Source organism: Leuconostoc sp. DB-1 (assembly GCF_013414845.1).
Lineage (GTDB): Bacteria > Bacillota > Bacilli > Lactobacillales > Lactobacillaceae > Leuconostoc > Leuconostoc mesenteroides.
This window is the reverse complement of record NZ_JABFNJ010000001.1, coordinates 237425-255229: the sequence shown is the minus strand read 5'-3', so window position 1 is coordinate 255229 and position 17805 is coordinate 237425. Positions and strand designations below refer to the sequence as shown.

14 protein-coding genes and 1 tRNA gene are annotated in these 17805 nt (G+C 38.8%); 2 read left to right on the top strand and 13 right to left on the bottom strand.

Annotation, left to right across the window (positions count from 1 at the left end):
- Nucleotides 1–205: 205 nt before the first annotated feature.
- From alsS to HFP47_RS01180, 11 genes are all read right to left on the bottom strand, one after another.
- Nucleotides 206–1891: an acetolactate synthase AlsS gene (gene alsS / locus HFP47_RS01225; protein ID WP_179875932.1), complete on the bottom strand. Its 1686-nt coding sequence runs from the start codon at nt 1889–1891 to the stop codon at nt 206–208.
- 181 nt (nt 1892–2072) lie between these two features.
- On the bottom strand, nt 2073–3392 hold the full coding sequence (obgE, locus tag HFP47_RS01220; protein WP_014324382.1) for a GTPase ObgE: 1320 nt from the start codon (nt 3390–3392) through the stop codon (nt 2073–2075).
- Nucleotides 3393–3557: 165 nt separating this feature from the next.
- Nucleotides 3558–5357: an excinuclease ABC subunit UvrC gene (gene uvrC, locus HFP47_RS01215; protein WP_042250745.1), complete on the bottom strand. Its 1800-nt coding sequence runs from the start codon at nt 5355–5357 to the stop codon at nt 3558–3560.
- Nucleotides 5358–5474: 117 nt separating this feature from the next.
- Complete coding sequence (locus tag HFP47_RS01210; RefSeq protein ID WP_014324381.1) at nt 5475–7088, bottom strand: CTP synthase; 1614 nt, start codon at nt 7086–7088, stop codon at nt 5475–5477.
- Nucleotides 7089–7304: 216 nt separating this feature from the next.
- On the bottom strand, nt 7305–8282 hold the full coding sequence (locus tag HFP47_RS01205) for a biotin--[acetyl-CoA-carboxylase] ligase (RefSeq protein ID WP_042250749.1): 978 nt from the start codon (nt 8280–8282) through the stop codon (nt 7305–7307).
- Nucleotides 8283–8291: 9 nt separating this feature from the next.
- Nucleotides 8292–8597, bottom strand: a complete 306-nt coding sequence (locus HFP47_RS10475) for a CHY zinc finger protein (RefSeq protein WP_014324379.1) — start codon at nt 8595–8597, stop codon at nt 8292–8294.
- Entirely contained in the window at nt 8594–9136 is a 543-nt protein-coding gene (locus HFP47_RS01200; RefSeq protein ID WP_011679348.1) for a biotin transporter BioY, read from the bottom strand. The genes HFP47_RS10475 and HFP47_RS01200 overlap by 4 nt, the downstream gene beginning before the upstream one ends.
- An 81-nt stretch (nt 9137–9217) precedes the next feature.
- On the bottom strand, nt 9218–10627 hold the full coding sequence (locus HFP47_RS01195; RefSeq protein ID WP_179875931.1) for an amino acid permease: 1410 nt from the start codon (nt 10625–10627) through the stop codon (nt 9218–9220).
- A gap of 475 nt (nt 10628–11102) precedes the next feature.
- Nucleotides 11103–11176: transfer RNA gene (locus tag HFP47_RS01190), tRNA-Lys, on the bottom strand.
- Between the two features lie 205 nt (nt 11177–11381).
- Nucleotides 11382–11969, bottom strand: a complete 588-nt coding sequence (gene rpoE / locus HFP47_RS01185; RefSeq protein ID WP_011679347.1) for a DNA-directed RNA polymerase subunit delta — start codon at nt 11967–11969, stop codon at nt 11382–11384.
- Between the two features lie 27 nt (nt 11970–11996).
- Nucleotides 11997–12443, bottom strand: coding sequence for a DUF1934 domain-containing protein (locus tag HFP47_RS01180; RefSeq protein WP_004164570.1), 447 nt, complete (start codon nt 12441–12443; stop codon nt 11997–11999).
- A gap of 61 nt (nt 12444–12504) precedes the next feature.
- On the opposite strand from HFP47_RS01180, the gene HFP47_RS01175 reads away from it, so the two are divergent.
- Together HFP47_RS01175 and treR are read left to right on the top strand one after the other, a co-directional pair.
- A complete protein-coding gene (locus HFP47_RS01175; protein ID WP_014324376.1) occupies nt 12505–13851 on the top strand; it encodes an HD domain-containing protein in 1347 nt (448 codons plus the stop codon).
- Nucleotides 13852–13860: 9 nt separating this feature from the next.
- Nucleotides 13861–14583 carry a trehalose operon repressor gene (gene treR / locus HFP47_RS01170; RefSeq protein WP_096638969.1) on the top strand — a complete coding sequence of 241 codons (723 nt, stop codon included), beginning with the start codon at nt 13861–13863 and terminating at the stop codon, nt 14581–14583.
- A gap of 43 nt (nt 14584–14626) precedes the next feature.
- Here the strand turns inward: treR and HFP47_RS01165 are convergent, their stop codons facing one another.
- Together HFP47_RS01165 and HFP47_RS01160 are read right to left on the bottom strand one after the other, a co-directional pair.
- On the bottom strand, nt 14627–16276 hold the full coding sequence (locus HFP47_RS01165) for an alpha,alpha-phosphotrehalase (protein ID WP_096638968.1): 1650 nt from the start codon (nt 16274–16276) through the stop codon (nt 14627–14629).
- 13 nt (nt 16277–16289) lie between these two features.
- Nucleotides 16290–17804: a PTS transporter subunit EIIC gene (locus HFP47_RS01160; protein ID WP_042250766.1), complete on the bottom strand. Its 1515-nt coding sequence runs from the start codon at nt 17802–17804 to the stop codon at nt 16290–16292.
- Between the last annotated feature and the right edge of the window lies 1 nt (nt 17805).

Sequence of the window (17805 nt, the reverse complement as noted above, 5' to 3'; positions counted from 1 at the left end):
TGTTATATCGGCTGCACTTTCGTACTCACTAATACCTTTACAAACAATATTCTAGGCCTTACCTTTTGGCCTCAGTTACTTGTATTTGTGGTCTTTGAAAGCATCCTATTAACACGAACTATAGAAAAACCAGTTTAACATATAGAAAAAGGAACAGGCTAATGTTGCGCCTGTTCCTTTTTAATTATAAAACTTAGTAATAATGTTATCCTTCAGAACCAATCAATTGTGAACCAAGCTCATAGTTATGTGAATAATCTACCGGAATATCAACAACAACAGGTCCTTGTGTTGAAAATGCCTCGTCTAGCACAGTATCAAGGTCATCTGGTGTTTCAACGCGTAAGCCTTTGGCCCCAAAACTTTCAGCATACTTAACCAATTCAATGTTACCAAACTTAACCCCTGCTGACTGGCCGTTGTATTTCATTTCCTCTTGGAACTTGACCATATCGTAATATGCATTATCATTCCAAACGATGTGGACTGTATTTAATCCTAAACGTACTGCTGTTTCTAATTCCATCGCTGAGAAGAAGAAACCACCATCACCAGATACTGATACCGATTTGGCATTAGGACGAACCATTGCTGCCGCTAAAGCCCAAGGTAACCCTACCCCAAGTGTTTGCATGCCATTAGAGATAAGGTAGTGACGCGCAACATAAGACTTGAAATGACGTGCCATCCAAATATAGTGTGAACCGATGTCTGTTGATACTGTCATATCATCTGTCACATGGGCTTGAATCGACTTAATAACATCCAACGGATGGTTCAAATTTCCTTGTGCTGGGGTATAAGAAGGTTCGTCAGATGCTCGTAGATCTGCTTTCAATTTTTTTAGCACTTCTTTGCTAGTGGTTGGCAGTTCATATCCGTTAAGACGTTCTATCAACAAACGTAGGCTCTGTGCTAAGTCCCCGACCAACTGCCGTTGCGGTACAAAATTATTATCAATTTGAACCTGTGTTGTATCCAAAGCGACAATGTTCAGATTGTTTTCTTTGTTCCAGTTACGTGGCTCATATTCAATCGCGTCATAACCCAATGTAATCACTAAATCAGATTGCTTTAGCAGTTTGTCGCCAGTTTGATTACGGAATAGGCCAATACGGCCGAAAAATGTTTCCGGTTCTAATTCACGTGAAATTACACCAGCGCCTTGGAAAGTTTCAACGACTGGAAAAGTTGTTTGTTTCAGTAATTGGTGTAGTGCAGTAACGGTAGCATCATCAGATCCACGTGATCCCACAAGCAACACCGGTAATTTTGCAGCCTTAATTTGTTCAGCTAACCAATCAATATCCTTAATAGCGGCTGCGCCTTGCTGTGCAGGGGTAATTTTAGGAAGTGCTTCAATAGTTACTTGTGCATCGTCTACATCTTGTGGCAATGAAACAAAAGTCGCACCTTTTTTAGCGCCATTAGCGGCTGCAAAAGCATTAGCAATAATTTCTGAAATATTATTTGGATCTTGAATTTCTGAAGCGAGGTTTGTGATCGGACTAAACAATGCAACTGAATTTGTTGATTGATGAGTCAAACGATATAAATCATTTCTCGGTACTTGACCACCAATGGCTACAATAGGATCGCTTTCAGCGGTTGCTGTCATTAATCCAGTAGCTAAGTTGCCGACCCCAGGACCTGAGGTGGCAATAACAACACCTGTTTTTCCTGTTATACGAGCAAATGCTTGTGCCATAAAAGCTGCATTTTGTTCGTGACGTGCAACAACTAATTTAGGTACTCTTTGACCTTCGGCTGGATGTTCTAATGTTTCGAATAAACGATCAATTTTAGCACCTGGAATTCCAAAAACTAAATCAACGCCATGATTGACTAAACTATCAGTAACAATATCTGCACCATATTTTTTATTTGCCATGATTCATTTGCCTCACCTTATCTTAGTATTTTCATCATAGCACTCTTGATTAAATTTGAGTAGCCTTAAAATTGTGAAGATCGCTTATACAACAAGGTATTATTTTCACAAGAACAGATATAGCTCTTTAAAAATTGTAAAAAAAAGGTTCGTCTTGTTGACAAACCTTTTTGAGAATATTTTATTCACTAAATTCAAATACGAAGTCGGAATTATTGATGCGAACATCGTCACCATCTTTAGCTCCAGCTTCACGAAGTTTATCATCAACGCCCATATGACGTAGTTGACGAGCAAATCGCATAATTGTTGCGTCACGCTGAATATTAGTCATTAAGAATAACTTCTCGATTTCAGCACCGCTAAGCAACCAACGTTCTTCATCCGCAATCCACTCGACTGTGAAATCATGTGTTTCCGGTTTGAACGTGTAGCTCTTTTCAGATGTATCATTTTTGGTCTCTGGTCGATAACTTTCAGGCGCGGGTGCTGTAGCTAACATATCTGCTGTTAAACGCATTAAGTCCTTGACACCATCACGTGTGATTGATGATATTGGTACAATTTCTGGTTGGATGGGTAACCCAGAATCAGTAGCAACTTCTTCCCTAAACTTGGCAAGATTTTCTTCAGAGTCAGGCATGTCCATCTTAGTTGGTACAACAATTTGTGGTCGGTTTAAAATCGTTTCATCATATTGTTGTAGCTCATCTAGTATTTTACGATATTGTGTGTAGGGATCTGTTCCCTCAATACCTGACATGTCAACTAGATGCAGAATAACTTTAGTTCGTTCCACATGACGTAAGAATTGGAACCCCAGCCCGATACCTTGAGAAGCCCCTTCAATTAATCCTGGCAAGTCAGCCATAACAAAATCACGATCGTCGTCTAGACGAACCATACCAATGTTTGGTGATAATGTTGTAAAATGATAAGCCGCTACTTTTGGTTTAGCATTTGAAACAACTGACAGGAGCGTTGATTTACCGGCAGAAGGAAATCCAACTAAACCAACATCAGCCAGTACCTTAAGCTCTAGCTTTAGATTCCTAATTTGGCCAGGTTCACCGTTTTCTGACAATTCTGGCGCTGGGTTTGCTGGCGTAGCAAAATGAATATTTCCACGTCCACCACGCCCACCTTTAGCGACCACAAGTTCTTGGCCGTTTTCAAGCATGTCAGCCAATACTTCACCTGTATCAGCGTCGCTAACGGTGGTACCTTGTGGCACCTTAACGACACGGTTATCAGCTGAAGCACCGGTCATCCCTTTCGTGCCACCATTGCCACCTGGTTGAGCTTTAAAATGCCGATTATAACGAAAATCCATTAGTGTGCGCAGGCCTTCATCTACTTTAAAGATGATTGAGCCACCATGACCACCATCACCACCAAAAGGTCCACCCATTGCTACGAATTTTTCATGACGGAATGAAACAATACCGTCACCGCCTTTTCCGGCCTTTACTTCTATTTGTGCTTGATCTACGAATGCCATATCTATATAGAGCGCGAGCAGATATATTCTTTGCTTGTAAACCAAAAAATTAACATTTAACTTAATCGTTTAGCTGACTATCCTGCGGCGCCTTTTCTCCTTTACTGCTCTACAACGAAGAGCTTGCGAATAATTAACACTCTAGTTTAACATATATAAGCCATCTTAGCTATTATCACCTGCCGAGAGCGACAAATGAATCACACGTGCTAATTTTTCATTAATACCAATGTCAACTAAGTCGCTAACACTTGCTGCGGTAATTTTGGGTAACGACCCAAACTCTCGCAAAAGCTTTTGTCTTGTTTTCGGACCAACACCTTGTATCGTGTCTAAACGTGAAGCAAGTGAGTTTTTTGAACGTAACTGACGATGAAAACTAATAGCAAATCGGTGTACCTCTTCTTGTACGCGTTGTATTAAAAAGAAACCCTCTGACTGTTTGTCAAGAGTAACTATCTGATTAGTCACACCATCGATTAGATCAGCCGTCTTATGCTTATCATTTTTAACCATTGCGGCAATTGGTATATTTGTTAACCCAAGCTCATCCTCTAACACTTCTTGCGCCGCATGCAATTGAATTTCGCCGCCATCCATTAAAATTAAATCAGGAAAATCGCCGTCTTCCTTTAATAGACGAGAATATCTGCGACGAATAACCTCTTGCGTTTCTGCCCATTCATTTGCATGATCTGTCGATTTAATTTTATATTTACGGTACTCTGTTTTATTAGGGATCCCATCGTCAAAAACAACCATGGCACTGACAATCTCAACTCCTTGTGTATGAGAGTGATCGAATGCTTCAATTCGATGACCCATAGGTATTTGAAGTGCATCAGTAATTTCCTTCATTGCCCCAGTCGTTTTTCGCTCATTCAATTGCATTAGTCGGAATTTTTCCTCTAACACAATACGAGCATTTTTAGCAGCTAAATCAAGTAACTCCCGTTTTTCACCACGCACAGGAATTCTAACTGGAACCTCTAGAACAGCAGAAAGTGCTTTTGTATCAATACCTTTTGGTACCAAAACTTCGCGTGGCTTTTGAATGTTTTTTTGCGAATAAAATTGCTGAATAAAACTGGAAACTTCTTCATCAGCCTCACCAACAATGGAAAACGTTCGCTTAAATTGACGAATCAAACGGGCTTGCCGTAGAAAGAATACCTCAACGGTCATCCAGCCCTTATCCATATAATAATTGAATAGGTCTCTTGGTGTAGTGTCTTTTGATAGCACACGTTGGCTCTCAACAGTTTCGTCGATATACTTTAACTGATCACGTAAATCTGCAGCCCGTTCGAATTCCAATGACGATGCTGCAACTTGCATTTTTTCAGCTATTTGTTTCTTGACAATCTTTGTATCACCATCAAGAAACTTTTTGATGCGGCTGATCTGATCATTGTATTCTTGAACAGGAACATCACGGAAACAAGCGCCCAGACATTGACCCATATTATAGTACAAGCACGGTCTACCTTGTGGTCCGTTACAGCGGCGCAATGGATAGTTCTTCTCTAGAAACCTTAGCGTTTCTTGGGCAGCATAGACGTTTGGGTATGGTCCAAAATAAAAACCACCGTCTTTTTTTACCTCATTGACTAAAGCCATTTTTGGATTACGTTCTTTTGTAATCTTGATATAAGGATATCCTGTACCATACTTCAAACGAATATTGTAGTATGGTTTATACTTCTTGATCAATTCGTTTTCTAACAAAAAAGCTTCTTTATCAGAATTTGTCACGATGAAATCAAAATCAACTATTTTGGATACTAATTCGGCTGTCTTTCCGTCATGATCTTGCTTAAAGTATGAACGAACACGATTTTTTAGATTTTTTGCCTTACCAACATAAATAATTTTGCCATTCTGGTCTTTCATCTGATATGAACCAGGCTCACTGGGTAATAAAATTAATTTTTGTTCGATATGTTGTGTTGTATTTGCTAACATGTTTTCATTATACCTTGTCTGTCAAGTTTGTCAGCTCCCAAAATCTTAATTAAAAAATACCCCATTTACACGAAAAGTGTTAAAGGGATATTTTATCTAACTAAAAAATGCTATGAATCAACTATTTTTAATTGAGGCAGCCACGAAGTCATGATACAAGCCTTCGGGACGATCTGGCCTTGACAAAAATTCTGGATGATATTGCGCTGCGATAAAGAAATCATTCTTAGGATACTCAATAACTTCCATCAAACGGTTATCAGGGGATGTTGCTGAGAATAACATACCCGCCTTTTCAAATTCTTCACGATATTGTGTATTGAATTCATAACGATGACGATGACGTTGTTCGATTTCTGATTGATTCCCATAAGCCTTGGCTGTCAATGTGCCAGGTAATAGCATTGCTGGATATAATCCCAGACGTAGCGTACCACCTAGGTTTTCGACGTTGGCTTGATCTTTCATCAAATCAATAATTGGCGCTGAAGTATTAGGATTTAATTCTGTCGAATTCGCGTCCTTATAACCTAAAACATGACGAGCAAATTCGATTGATGCTAGTTGCATACCCAAGCAAATGCCTAAGAAAGGAATATTGTTTTCACGCGCATAACGAATGGCTTGAATCTTACCTTCAGTACCACGTTCACCAAATCCGCCAGGTACAATCACACCATCAGCACCTGCTAACAATTCAGCAACGTTCTCTGGTGTAACATTTTCTGATTTCACATGATTAATCTTGACATCGGCATCTTGGGCATAACCTGCATGCTTCAAGGCTTCGTTAACAGAGATATAAGCATCAGGCAAATCAGTATATTTACCAACCAAAGTCACGTTAACTGTCTTCTTAGGATGCTTAATTAATTCAACCATCTTTGACCAATCAGACATTTCTGCCTTTGGCGCATCAAGCTTTAACTTATTTAATACAACATCATCCATGCCCTGTGCTTGCAGATTTAACGGAATCTCATAAAGAGTTTCTACATCACGAGATTCAATAACTGCATTTTCATTAACATCGGTAAATGTTGATATCTTTTGCTTCAAATTCTCTTCTAGAGGACGTTGTGTACGCAAGACAATCATGTCAGGTTGAATACCTAACGAACGTAATTGTGCTACAGAATGTTGTGTTGGCTTTGTCTTGGCTTCACCAGCCGCAGCTAAGTAGATAATCAAACTAGTATGAATATAGAAAACATTTTCACTACCCAAATCCGACTTCATTTGGCGTAATGCTTCTACAAATGGCAAACTTTCAATATCACCAACTGTTCCACCAACTTCAACAATCACGACATCGGCATCAGTTGATTCAGCAGCTTTTTGCATTTTTTCTTTAATGGCATTTGTGATATGAGGAATCACTTGTACAGTACCACCATTATAATCACCACGACGTTCCTTTGCCAAAACCTCAGAATAAATACGCCCTGTTGTCACGTTAGAATACATGTTTGTATTAATATCCATGAAACGCTCATAGTGCCCCATATCCAAATCAGTTTCTAAACCATCGCCAGTAACAAATGTTTCCCCGTGTTGATATGGTGACATTGTACCGGGATCAATATTAATGTATGGATCTAATTTTTGAATAGCTAATTTCAATCCACGGTTTTTGAGCAATCGACCTAATGATGCTGCAACTATTCCTTTACCAAGAGATGAAACAACACCACCGGTAACAAAAATATACTTCACTTGTTTATCTGCCATAATGCCTCCTCATAATTCAAACGCGCATTGGCTTAACACGTTTTATTGCGACAACTAGGGGTAAAAATAAAATAGAAAAGCCCCCAAGATCAACTTGGGAGCTTTTAACGTCTGTCCCATTAACGGGAGCCCTAATATATATTACAGAGTTGCTGTAGATTTGTCAAATAAATATTGAAATTATTTTTAACTTTGGGTTGAGGAAAAGGTGCTCAGTCAATATTCCTTACCATTAACATTGAGTTTGGTAATTTCGCCTGAGGATATTGTGAGTTTTTCGCCAGCGGATGTCACTAAAATTAATGCACCTTGATCGCTTATTTCAACCGCTTTTCCATGAATTTTTTGACCAGCATATTGAACTACAACTTCGTGTCCCAAGACAATATTGTGCGCCCTATATTCAGGCAAATACTTTCCTGTCTGATATTGATTAATCATGTCAGCAAATTCATCAACCAACTTTGCAATCATCATGTTTCGTGAAAAAACTAAATCCGAAACGATGCCACCAACTTTTTTATCCAACTGATCAGGTAAATTTGTGGGTTGAATTAAATTTAAACCGATACCGACAACCAAAGATGTCAAACTTTGCGACTCTATGTCGAGAACACCTTCTGTTAAAATACCGCCAACTTTCTTATCATTAAAGATTAAGTCATTAACCCATTTAAAGGAGAGTTGATATCCTAAGGATGATGCAATAACGTGTCGAACAATTACTGCTGTAGCGGTGGTCAGTAGTCCTGGCTCTAACACCCTATCATTCATCACCGGTAACGCAATGGATAAATACAACCCTGTTTTTTCCGGTGCAACGAAAGAGCGTCTAAAGCGGCCGTATGCGGCATTTTGTTGATCGGCAATGATAACAGTTGGGTGAACTATCTTCCCAGCCGCTAGGGCTTCCTTAGCATATGAATTTGATGAATCTAATTGATCAAATACCTGAATGTCCCAATTAGTGGCAATCAGCGCCTTAATAGCTGGTACGCTCAAAACGCCTGTTTCTTCATAGCGATAGCCTTTTCTATGTTGACTATCGATTTGATGCCCGTCTTCATTTAGTTTCTGAACTGCTTTCCAAATAGCCGCGCGGCTCACACCTAATCGATTAGCTAACGTCTCGCCACTTAAATATTCACCTTCGTGTTTCAGAAAGTATTTTAAAAGCTGATCAGTTGTTTTCATAGTTTTAGTTTAGCAGAAATAGGTATTTTTGTGCAATGCACATTGCGCGTTAAACAAATGATGGCACTTGGGACACTGATAGTGAGCATGTAGATATTGTGCGGGTGTCATTTGATGCAAACAAACGCCACAGCAGACGGCCGTCTCTTCAGTATCTAGAGAAACTGGCACGAATGGATGCGTATTTAATGCATCATGACATAAGTAACAAGCATAGTATTTTCGACATTTAGCGCAACGATTAGCCACCACATCGACATCCGTATGCCAATGCTTGCAACGGCCTTGTTGATCTAAATTTATTCCTTTAATCACAATGTCAAACGTCTTTTATGCAAGATAATGCCAATAATACTTGCCAAGACAGCTTTGATAGTATCTCCCGGCAAGAAGGCTGCTTGATAAATCAACGCTTTATTTAATGACATGTGTGCCACTATATTTAATCCAATCGCACCAGATACAAGAATGAACAACATTCCAAAAATGAGTAATGTTATCAAAAGTGTTAAAAAACTAAGCTTGTTGTTCTTCTCTAACCATTCTGTTACCCAACCAATTAAAAATGCAGCAACTGGATAAGAAAATAAATACCCTGCTGTTGGTCCAATGAACACAACAAATCCGCCCGAACCACCGCTTAAAATAGGTAATCCAAGGGCTGCTAGAATCAAGAACCCAAGAACTGTGAAGAATCCGTATTTTTTTCCAAGAATAACACCCGCCAACATAATACCCATATTTTGCAAAATAATTGGGGCCGGTATGAATCCTAATGGAATCCCTGGAATAGCGCCCATTACAATAATTACTGCTAATAAAATAGCCGAAGCCGAAAGGGCTTTTGTTTTCATAATATTCTCCTTTAGTAAACCATGTTAATTATTTTAGTTTACTAAAATGGTATTGTCAAGTTAACAGCAAATAAAAAACGCTCAAAGCGTTTTCGATGAACTTACTTCACTATTTCGTCGGTGACTCTTTCTTGTTGCAAAAAATACAATTGACATGATCACTAAGAATCCAAGGCCTATAAACAACGGCACTCGTGTATCTGGATTAAATACCATAAATACTAGTGTTACCAATAACATCAAAATCGCAAAATAGTTAGTATATGGTGCGAATGGCATTTTAAAAGGATGATTCACCATTTGACTAGCATTTTCTTTTCTAAACTTTATCTGGCTCCACAAGATAACAAACCAAGGTACCATGCCTGGTAATGTACTTGCTGAATAAACTAATACGAAAATACTTGAACTACCGTGCCAAAATAAAGGTAATACGGCGTTTAAAATAATCCCTAGTAGGATACCACCTGAAATTGCTAGTACTGGTAATGTGGGTACACGGTGCTTTGATAATTTCAAAAATTTTGGTGAGAGCTCTTTGCCAATTGCCAATGTGTAAAGCATCCGACTAGACGAAAAGATTCCTGAGTTCAAAGCTGACATAGCTGCTGTCATCATCACAAAATTGATAATTCCAGCAGCAGCTGTGATACCTACTCGTGAAAATGTTTCGACGAATGGGGAGCCGACTTGATCTAATTCGTTCCAAGGATAAATAGTAATGATAACAAATATGGCACCAATGTAAAAAATCAATATACGCGCCACAATTGATTTAATTGATTTTACAATAGCTACTTGTGGATTATCCGCTTCTCCAGCAGTTATACCAATTATCTCAATCGCCTGGTATGATGTGATAACTATTGACAGTGCAAAGAAAAATCCTTTAACACCACCAGCAAAGAACGGTCCATACGTCCAAAGGTTTGAAAAACCAATCGGTTGCCAATGATTACCAAAACCCAACACAATAACCAACAAGCCTAAAATAATCATAAATATGATAGTAACCACTTTAATCAACGAAAACCATGTTTCCATTTCACCATATGCTTTAACAGTCACTAGGTTCGCGGCTGTTAGCATAGCCAATACTACCACCCCAGTGACCCAACCAGGAATGTGCGGGAACCAATAATCTAAATACATTCCGACAGCAATCGTCTCACTGACACCAACCGTGAGCCATTGGAAAACATTTGCCCAAACGGTCAAATATCCAGCAACCGGATGAATATATTTTGTTGCATAATTAGCAAATGACCCAACTGACGGATCGACATAAAGCATTTCACCTAAAGCACGCATCACTAGGTACAAAACCAATCCCGCTATCGCGTAGGCTAATAATACCGACACACCAGTCCATTTGATTGTGGCTGATGATCCCATAAACAGGCCAACACCAATTGTGCCGCCAAGCGCAATCATTTGCATCTGTCGAGATGATAAATCTCTGCTTAGTTCTCTATTCTGTTTCTCTGCCATGACAGTTTCCTTTTCTTTAAAACGAATAAAAAAAGCGTCCTTAGAATCTTAAATCTAAGGGCGCTTTTTGCACGGTACCACCTCATGAATAGTTCAAGATAAAGCTTAAGCAAAAATAATTAATTCCTTATTAGCTGCGCTTCATCTTAACTCTTTCATCAGGTTAACGACCAATGACTCCGGTCATACTTTCACTCGTGCTACTCGTATGTCACTTCCAAGGTAGTTTTCCAAACAGCATTGCGTCATTTTCACCAGCCATGACGTCTCTCAAACAACAACTATTAGTACTCTTCCTCTTCAACGTTTTTACCTATAATACACTATATTGGCTTATTTTGCAAAGTCAATTTTAACCAGTATTTAAAACACATTTCCCCCCTATATATCCTAATTGATATACAAAAAAAGAACTGTTCTGAACGAACAATTCTTTTTAAATGGATTATCCCAAAGGTCGCCAACTTTACGTCAGTGCTCCCGCTCGGATTCGAACCGAGGACCTTGGGATTAAAAATCCCCTACTCTAACCAACTGAGTTACAGGAGCATTTCTTATGCCTTAGCACATTTATATATAATACAGACTTTCCAAACAAAAAGCAACCCTTTTTTTCAATTTAAATTACTTTTTTTGATTGGCGTTTATCATTTAACTGAAAAGGCATTCAAATAGCCGTTGTCACTTACAAAAATTAAAATTTTTTGTTAATATTATAGAAAAAAACTACCCAGCAGGTAGTTTTCATTCTAGATTATTTTTCTTGGTCGCCATCGCTCAGATCATCAAGATCATCGCCGCCAGATAACTCTGTCATATTGGCATCAATTGATTCATCATCTGATAAATCGATTTCATTACTCTCATCATCGCTTTCAACTTCAACTTCAGTTTCTTCGTCGTCAGTCTCTGTATCATCATCAGTAACCGTACCAAAGTCTTCGTCTTCAGGATCATCGTCATTATAATCAATAACATCATCATCTGAAGCATTATCAGCAAATACATTAACCTTCTTTTTTGCTGACTTCTTACGCTTAGGAGCGTCTTCTTCATCGTCAAGCTCATGGATAGATTCGTCGATTGCATCAACTGGATACCACGCACGCAAAGCCCATTCATTATTTCCAAGTGAAATGAATGAACCGTCAGTGTTCAAATCTGTATAAAATTGTGAAAGACGTGATTTAAACGTCTCTGCATCAACTTCCAAAAATTCCTGGATTTCTTGAACTAATGAACTAAAAGGCATCGCTTCTTTATGTTCTGTCAAAATGGCTGTTGCAATTTCAACCAATGCAAATTCTTCTTTAGGGTGATTGCCTAATGTTGTAAGTGACATGTTCTACGTCCTTTCGGGGGTTTCTAACTAATCTAGCATACTAGATTTGGGCATAAATTGCAACCGAATTTCATATTGCCCAACAATTTGTTGCATAGCATAAAGAACATAGTCAATCGCAACTTCACCATGCGTTTCTTCGTGATCTATGTTTAGCGCCATTAATGTGGTCAGTGTTTCCAACTGCATCTGCCCAGTTGGTGTTTGATACAAAGCAGGGATACGCTGTGATTTAACAAAAGAGAACTTTGTTAAAATGTCACCTGATCGATTCATACGTACACGGTTCTCTTCAAACTTAAACATAATTTGTGTTTTTTGATTCTCAATTACTTCTGTATATCGTAAATAAAGTGTATCGTTTTTCAAAAAAAGTTGTCCATTTGTATGAAATTCGAATTCTTCAAGATCATTTTCTTGACGAATTTTCGTTTTTAGATGAATTTCAACATCTATTTGGTCTTTAATTGCCATAATTTACCCCTATTTTAATCTAAAATCTATTATAATATAAGAAACGGCAAAAGGGCTTACTATGTTAAAAGAAAAATTACCTAAAGAAAAAGTACTGCGTGATCCAATCCATAACTTCATACATGTTGAAGATCCTATTATTTTAGATCTCATCAATACACCTGAATTTCAAAGGTTGCGCCGTGTAAAACAATTAGGTATAACAAGTTCTGTTTTTCATGGAGCAGAACATTCTCGCTTTGGCCATTCAGTCGGCGTCTATGAACTTGCTCGTCGTATCACGGAACGCTTTGAACAGTATTACAGTGATGTTTGGGACCCGAAAGAACGCCTACTAACGCTAGTAGCCGCACTGCTTCATGACATTGGTCATGGCGCCTTCTCGCATACCTTTGAACACTTATTTCATACAGATCACGAGGCGATGACTCGTGAGATTATTACGGGTGATACAGAAATCCACCGCGTCTTGGCTCAAGTTTCACCAGACTTTCCAAACAAAGTTGCCAGTGTTATCGCGAAAACTTATGAAAATCCACAAGTCGTTCAACTAATTTCTAGTCAAATCGATGTTGACCGAATGGATTATTTGCTACGTGATGCCTATTTTACTGGTACAAAATATGGTGAATTCGATATTGATCGAATATTACGTACTATGCAACCAACCCCTGATGGCATTGCCTTTGACATTGCTGGTATGCATGCCGTTGAGGATTATATTGTTTCACGTTATCAAATGTATTTACAAGTTTACTTCCACCCAGTATCTCGTGGCATGGAAGTCTTGCTAGAACATTTACTACAACGCGCACAAGAACTGTATCGCTCTAATACAACTAGCGAGTTTGCGGAAAATGATTTTGTTGGTCCGCTACTAGCGCCTTTATTTAGCGACAAAAAACTAACTTTATCTGAATATTTAAAGCTCGATGATAATGTTTTTATGACCTATATTAATATTTGGCAATCACATTCTGATCCCATTTTGTCTGATTTATCACAACGTTTCATGGGACGTCGCCCACTAAAATCAATGGAAATCACCGACGAAACGGCCCCACTGCTTGAAGAACTCGAGCAACTTGTGGATAATGCTGGATTTAATCCTAGATTTTACACGGCGCGTAATAATGCCTATGACTTGCCTTATGATGATTACAAACCAAATGTCGCCAAGCCCAGGACACAAATTGACTTTTTGTTAGCCGATGGTTCACATCGTGAATTATCAGATATGTCCACATTAGTTGCAGCTATTAAAGGTAAGGCCTCCATAGATCAGCGCTTCTTTTTCCCAAAGGAAATGCTCAATATTGAACCAGACGAGTTATTCGCAGATACGTTCAAAAAATTCCGTAGTTTTATTCGTAACAATGCATTAACTACACCAAATCCAGAATCCTAAAGGTTCAACATGATTCCATTATACTTTAAAATATATCAGCAGATTAAAGATGACATTCGTGACCATACTTACCCCGCTGGTTCTTTTCTACCCAGCGAAAATGAGTTGGTGACTCAATTTCAAACATCTCGCGATACAATCCGTAAAGCGCTCGCAAAATTAGACGAAGAAGGACTTATTCAAAAACAGCGTGGTAAGGGGTCACAAGTCATTTCTCATCAGTTACGTCACTTTCCAATCAGTGGGCTCACCAGTTTTCATGAATTGGAAGAGCTGCAACACTTCCATGTTGTTACTGAGGTTCCTGTATTCGAACATTTTACCGTCACAAAAAAGACTCAGAAAACAACTTTATTTCCTGTTGGCACCCCTTTATATCATATTGTTCGTGTTCGCATTATCGACGGTATCTATAGTGTTATTGACGAAGATTATATTCGTGCAGACATTGTTCCTGGCCTCACTAAAGACATAGCTAAGCATTCTATTTATGCTTATATTGAGAATACCCTACACTTGTCGGTTGCCTATGCTGAAAAAACAATTACTGCCGAACTAGTTACAGCAATGGATCGCAAATTATTGGTCGGCTTGCCTGAGGACGAAAATCGATTAATCCAAGTTGAAAGCCAAGGTCACTTAACTGACACAACATATTTTCAACGCACTATTGCAAGACATAGACCTGATCAATTTCAGTTTAATGAATTTGCACGACGACAAACAACTTAAAACAACTGCTCAAATACTAAGTACTTGAGCAGTTGTTTTTTATTTAGTAAGCAATTGCAAAACTTTCATAGGGTTTCAAAAGCATTGTCCCCGAAACAGGTTGCGCTGGATAGTTAGTAACCAACACTTGACCATTTTTAACAATCTCATCAGAAATAGATATTGACACTGGCGTTTCACCAAAATGTGTAACAACCAAAATATGTTTTCCTGCTACTTGTCGTTCAAAGGCAATGATTTCTTCAGATTCCTCATACTTTGGTGTATAGTCACCATCAGCAATCACTTCATTTTCTTGACGTAAACGAATCAAATTTTGGTAAAATGCATACAAACTGTCAGCTGATTTTTCATCTTGAGCAACATTAATTTGTTCGTAATTCGCATTTTGTAGCCATGGCTCATGCGTTGAAAAACCAGCATAATCCTCATTGCGCCATTGCATTGGAACACGTGAGTTATCGCGTGATTTTGTTTGAACAATTTCAAAAGCTTGTTGTTTCGTCAACCCCTGCTCCAATAGCATTTGATAAGCATTTTTACTTTCAACATCAACATACGTTTCAATTTTATGATACGTTGGATCAATCATGCCAATTTCTTCGCCCATATACACATATGGTGTGCCTCGGTTTAAATGAACAAGCATAGCCAACATTTTGGCACCGACACGATAATATTTTGGTGTTTTAATGAAACGGTTTATTGCCCGTGGTTGATCGTGATTGTTCCAGAACCAAGCTGGCCAACCGTGATTCTCCATTAATCCTTGACTCCACTCATGCCAAATATGACGCAATGATTCAAAATCATAAGGCACTTTTGTCCACTTGTTACCATGATCATAATCAACTTTTAGATGATGAAAGTTGAATCCCATGCTTAACGCCTTGTTATCAGGATTTGTATATGCAGCTGTATTTTGCACTGTAGTTGAACTTAATTCACCTACAGTAATGACATCAGGATATTTCCCAAAAGTGGCTGCGTTCATCTCCTGTATATAGTCTTGGACGATTGGTGTATCAGTATATAAAAACTTTCCGCCGTTATCAGTTTCATCATCAACTAGTACTTCAGATTTACCGATTACATTAATCACATCAAATCGGAAACCACGAACCCCCTTTGCTAACCAAAAATTTAAAACATCATAGAGCTCTTGACGAACTGCTGGATTATGCCAATTTAAATCAGCTTGTGTTGGATCATATAAGTGAAGGTAAGCTAAATTAGTATCACCAAATTTAGCCCACGCCGAACCACCAAACTTCGATACCCAGTTAGTTGGCTCATGTCCATCATCACGGTAAGGTCGCAAGTAATAATAATCTTGATACTTTTGATCACCTGCAAGCGCTTTTTGGAACCAAGTATGATCAGTTGAGGTGTGATTGAATACCATATCCAACATAATACCCATATGGTATGTTTTAGCTTCTTTGACCAAGTTCTCAAAATCAGTCATCGTACCAAATAATGGATCAATCGCCGTATAATTACTTATGTCATAGCCATTATCATTTTGTGGGGATGGAAACACTGGGTTCAACCATATCATGGTAACTCCCAGCTTTGCCAAGTAGGGCAGCCTTTGAATGATACCAGGCAAATCACCTACACCATCCCCATTACTGTCTTGAAACGATTTGGGATAAACCTGGTAAACAACATGTTTTCCTAATTCAGTCATAATCTTCTATCCCTCACTTTGAAATGGCATCTTTGAAGACGTTCTTCTTTTCAACTTGTGCGGCTGCTTGTTCCGTGTCGCTGTCTTTAAATCCCCATAGATAAACTGCTACAAACGAAACGGCAATTGTTGCTGCTGAGGCAATAAGGAAAATCAATAAGTTATTGGGGTTATCCTTTGGAGAAGCAAATGATGGGAAACCAATTAATGAGCCGGTGAAACCATACATATGAAGATTGAATAGTCCGGCAATCAAACCACCTGTGGCACCACCTAAGTTAGCCATCCAGAACACTCGACCATATTTCAAATTAATACCATACATCGCAGGCTCAGTAATTCCAGCAAAGGCTGACAACGCACCAGCACCGGCCAAACCTTTCAAGTTAGCAATCTTAGTTTTTGCAAAGACTGCTAATGCACCAGCACCTTGTGCAATCATTGTGAAGTTAACCAGCGCATTCAATTGTGACTGCCCTGTTTGCGCAATTTCGTTAGCAATTAGTGGCACAACCATCCAATGCAATCCGAAAATAACTAATACTTGATACAAACCTCCGATAACCAAACCAGATAATGCGTAGTTAAAGTTAAGCAACGCATTAATAGCAACAGATATACCGGATGAAATCATTGTAATTGCGGGTCCCATGATTACTAATACAACAGAACCAACAATAAATATAGTGATTAAAGGTTGGAAGATTGATCGAATTGAAACTGGCAAATGGTCCTTTAGCCAATTCCCAATGGGACGTGCCAACCAAGCTGCAAAAATAATTGGGAAAATTGAATAAGCATAGTTAGGAATTGTAATTGGTAAACCAAAGAAATGTGCGTTGATTGGCATACCTAACAACACACCTGAAGCCTTTGCTGCTGATAACCCAATCATTTCTGGTTTAACTAACAGCGCACCAATCGCCGCCACAACCAAAGGATCTGATTTTAACTGCTGCGCTGCTGTAAATCCGACTAACACTGGTAAAAAGTAAAATGGTGCCATCGCCATCGACTGAATAATCGTAAACGTATCTGACTTGGTACTAATTAAACCAAGCAAATTTGGATCTGACAATAAAGTCAGAAATCCATTTAACATACCACCTGCTGCTAATAATCCAATCACCGGAATCATTGATCCAGTGATTGTACCAATTAGCGTTTGGAATGCACCTTTAAACCAGTCAAGTACATTTTTTGGCTTTTGCTCTTTGGCTTTTGTTGCTTCTACTGCTGCATTCGTTGCTTCGTTGTCCACTACACTTGATCCTAGATGCTCGACAACCTTATCGTAGACGTCAGCAACTGCTGGTCCGATAACTACTTGATACTGTCCCAACGCGCTGTTATAGACGGCACCAGCTATTCCTGGTACTTTTGACATTTCTTCTGTATTGGCCTTAGTTTCATCATTTAAATAGAAACGCAAGCGTGTAATACAATGTATCACTTTATCAACATTGTCCTTACCGCCTACATTTTTAATGATGTCTTGAGCCATGCCTTCATAGTCTTCCTTAGCCATA

Coding starts and splice junctions, on each gene's coding strand:
- uvrC (WP_042250745.1), bottom strand. CDS start 5,357: ATGTTAGCAAATACAACACAACATATCGAACAAAAATTAATTTTATTA.
- HFP47_RS01210 (WP_014324381.1), bottom strand. CDS start 7,088: ATGGCAGATAAACAAGTGAAGTATATTTTTGTTACCGGTGGTGTTGTT.
- treR (WP_096638969.1), top strand. CDS start 13,861: ATGATTCCATTATACTTTAAAATATATCAGCAGATTAAAGATGACATT.
- HFP47_RS01195 (WP_179875931.1), bottom strand. CDS start 10,627: ATGGCAGAGAAACAGAATAGAGAACTAAGCAGAGATTTATCATCTCGA.
- HFP47_RS01175 (WP_014324376.1), top strand. CDS start 12,505: ATGTTAAAAGAAAAATTACCTAAAGAAAAAGTACTGCGTGATCCAATC.
- HFP47_RS01200 (WP_011679348.1), bottom strand. CDS start 9,136: ATGAAAACAAAAGCCCTTTCGGCTTCGGCTATTTTATTAGCAGTAATT.
- HFP47_RS01165 (WP_096638968.1), bottom strand. CDS start 16,276: ATGACTGAATTAGGAAAACATGTTGTTTACCAGGTTTATCCCAAATCG.
- rpoE (WP_011679347.1), bottom strand. CDS start 11,969: ATGTCACTTACAACATTAGGCAATCACCCTAAAGAAGAATTTGCATTG.
- HFP47_RS01205 (WP_042250749.1), bottom strand. CDS start 8,282: ATGAAAACAACTGATCAGCTTTTAAAATACTTTCTGAAACACGAAGGT.
- obgE (WP_014324382.1), bottom strand. CDS start 3,392: ATGGCATTCGTAGATCAAGCACAAATAGAAGTAAAGGCCGGAAAAGGC.
- HFP47_RS01180 (WP_004164570.1), bottom strand. CDS start 12,443: ATGGCAATTAAAGACCAAATAGATGTTGAAATTCATCTAAAAACGAAA.
- HFP47_RS01160 (WP_042250766.1), bottom strand. CDS start 17,804: ATGGCTAAGGAAGACTATGAAGGCATGGCTCAAGACATCATTAAAAAT.
- alsS (WP_179875932.1), bottom strand. CDS start 1,891: ATGGCAAATAAAAAATATGGTGCAGATATTGTTACTGATAGTTTAGTC.